The sequence below is a fragment of the Streptococcus sp. HMSC067A03 genome (assembly GCF_001814295.1).
Taxonomy (GTDB): Bacteria; Bacillota; Bacilli; order Lactobacillales; family Streptococcaceae; genus Streptococcus; species Streptococcus constellatus.
Genome location: NZ_KV815676.1, coordinates 1 through 2,528 on the forward strand (window position 1 = coordinate 1; position 2,528 = coordinate 2,528).

Consider the following 2,528-nt stretch of genomic DNA (forward strand, 5'->3'; position numbering starts at 1 on the left):
TATCTTCCGTCATGGATCTCTACAATCGTGAGATTGTAGCTTACACCATTTCAGATTGTCAAAATACTAACTTTGTACTGGATACGCTCAATCAATTGGAATTGCCTAAGGGAGCACTTTTACACAGAGATCAGAGCTCTGTTTACACCTCGAAAGCTTATTACCAAGCTTGCACAGAAAAAGGCATCACCCGCTATATGTCCCGTAAGGGAACACCAGCAGATCATGCCTGTATCGAATAGTTTCATTCTGTTCTCAAGTCTGAAACCTTCTATCTCCATAACTGGAGAAACTTAACCAAAGATAGTATAACAGATATTGGCGAAAAATACATCACATTTTATAATGAAAGTAGAATTCAACAGAGATTAAACGACCAATCTCCCACAGAGTACAGAAGAGCGACTGCCTAATAGTGTTTTTCTACTGTCCCATTTTCGAGGTGCAGTGCCAAATCTAGGCTTGCTTTATCTATTTATAAAACATTTGTATAAGATTGGTACTTTTCCTTTACTTTAGGCGAAATATCATCATCCGTAATCACAGCATCTAAATCATCCAATCGATAGAAACAATAGAAAGAATAACTATCAAATTTGCTATTATCCGCCACAATGTACTTTTCAATTGCATTGTTCAAAATAATGGCATTCCCATTTCCTTCTTCTTCGTTGGCCGTCGTAACATTGTGACCATCAATCCCATTCACACCAATAAAGGCCTTCGAAACCTTGATTTCTTTTAACAATTTATTGGCAAATTGCCCAACAAATGTTTGCGTCTTGACACGATAACGACCTCCAATCAGAATAATATCACAATTAGGGTTGTCTTTTAATTTTTCAAAAATAGGAAGAGAATTTGTCACAATACTGACACTTTTATCAGCTAAATAATCTCCGATAAAATCCGTTGTCGTTCCTGAACCGATAAAAACCGTATCACCTGAAGAAATCAAATTTGCACATTTTTGAGCAATTGTTCGTTTTTCTTCAATATTTAACATCGTTTTTTCTGTATGGGAAGCTTCATTCAAGCCGTTTTTTACTTTTTTATGAGCTCCTCCATGAACCCGTGTCAGCAGGCCTTGTTTTTCTAGATCAATCAGATCACGACGTATCGTCATGTCCGTCACATCCAGCAGTTCTTTTAATTTCTTGACAGAAACAACTCCTTGCTGATCCAATTCTTGGAGAATAACTCTATGTCGTCCTTCTTTCATTTTGTCTCCTTTCTAACTTATATTATAATTAGATTCCTCAAATATATTATACAACAATTTATTCATTTTGAAAAATTAAAAACAAGATTTTTTTCATTTTTGTCAGTTATTGTTTGACTTTGTTTTATTTGTGCTTTATAATGAAATCATATAAAATAAAAGGAGTCTGGGAATGACAACAAAACAAGAAAAATTAAACCGTTTATGTGATAAAAATGGAATTATTGGTGCTTTAGCCATTGACCAACGTGGTGCACTTCGTCGCATGCTGGGAGAAGATACGCCTGTTGCTGAATTAGAAAATTTTAAAGTTTTAGTTTCCAAATATTTAACTCCCTATGCATCCTCTATCCTACTGGATCCTGAACTCGGCTGGAAAGCGGCTGGGACTCGTGACAAAAATGCAGGACTATTAGTAGCTTATGAAAAAACCGGCTATGATAAAACCGTACTCGGTCGCTTCCCTGACCTTGTTGAAAATGTATCAGTGCAGCGTTTAAAAGCAAATGGTGCTGATGCTGTGAAAGTCTTACTCTATGTAGACATTGACGAAGGTAAAGAAGTTAATGACATTAAAGAAGCTTTTATTGAACGGATCGCTTCTGAATGCAAAGCCGAAGAAATGCCATTTTTCTTGGAGCTAGTTTCTTATGATGCCCATATAACAGATGAAAAAGAATACGCAACATTAAAACCACGTAAGGTGATTGACGCAATGAAAGTCTATTCACAAGAACGATTTGGAGTAGATATTCTGAAAGTTGAAGTTCCCGTTAATATGAAATACGTTGAAAGTTTCGCTGAAGGAGAAATTTTGTATAGCAGAGAAGAAGCTGCTGCTTTCTATAAAGAGCAGAGCGAAGCAACACATTTGCCGTTTATATTCTTATCCGCCGGTGTATCAGCTCAACTTTTCCAAGAAACACTTCGATTTGCTAAAGATTCCGGCTCGACATTCAACGGTGTCCTTTGTGGACGTGCTACTTGGGCCGGCGCTACAAAAGCTTATCAAGAAGGTGGAGAAGCAACTACTATAAAATGGCTTGAAACTGTTGGTAAACAAAACATTGTCGAATTAAATGCGGTTCTCCAAGAGACAGCTACACCTGTTGTATTTAAATAACTTTGTATCTCCTTATAAAAACATAAAAAGACGAAGGCACTACACCCCAAAATGAGACATAAGAAAACCACTTCTGTTGAAATCTAGGAAACTAGAGACAGGAGTGGTTTATTATGCTCAAAAAAGCCTATTCAGTGGAAACTAAGTTGGCCTGTATCGAAATGAAGAAGGCAGGTAAGTCTA

At 36.7% G+C, this 2,528-nt stretch carries 3 protein-coding genes and 1 pseudogene; 3 read left to right on the forward strand and 1 reads right to left on the reverse strand.

Annotated features, from left to right (window positions below; translation table 11 throughout):
- Positions 1–242, forward strand: a 242-nt coding sequence (locus HMPREF2963_RS09110; RefSeq protein ID WP_148132068.1) for a DDE-type integrase/transposase/recombinase, incomplete at its 5' end; no start/stop codon positions are given.
- Positions 243–254: 12 nt separating this feature from the next.
- A pseudogene (locus HMPREF2963_RS09735) lies at positions 255–413 on the forward strand (IS3 family transposase); the annotation flags it as partial.
- Between the two features lie 62 nt (positions 414–475).
- On the opposite strand, the gene HMPREF2963_RS06885 reads toward HMPREF2963_RS09735, so the two are convergent.
- A complete protein-coding gene (locus tag HMPREF2963_RS06885) occupies positions 476–1,222 on the reverse strand; it encodes a DeoR/GlpR family DNA-binding transcription regulator (protein WP_039677297.1) in 747 nt (248 codons plus the stop codon).
- Between the two features lie 172 nt (positions 1,223–1,394).
- Between HMPREF2963_RS06885 and lacD the strand changes: the two genes are divergently transcribed.
- On the forward strand, positions 1,395–2,345 hold the full coding sequence (lacD, locus tag HMPREF2963_RS06890) for a tagatose-bisphosphate aldolase (protein WP_039677298.1): 951 nt from the start codon (positions 1,395–1,397) through the stop codon (positions 2,343–2,345).
- Positions 2,346–2,528 lie beyond the last annotated feature (183 nt).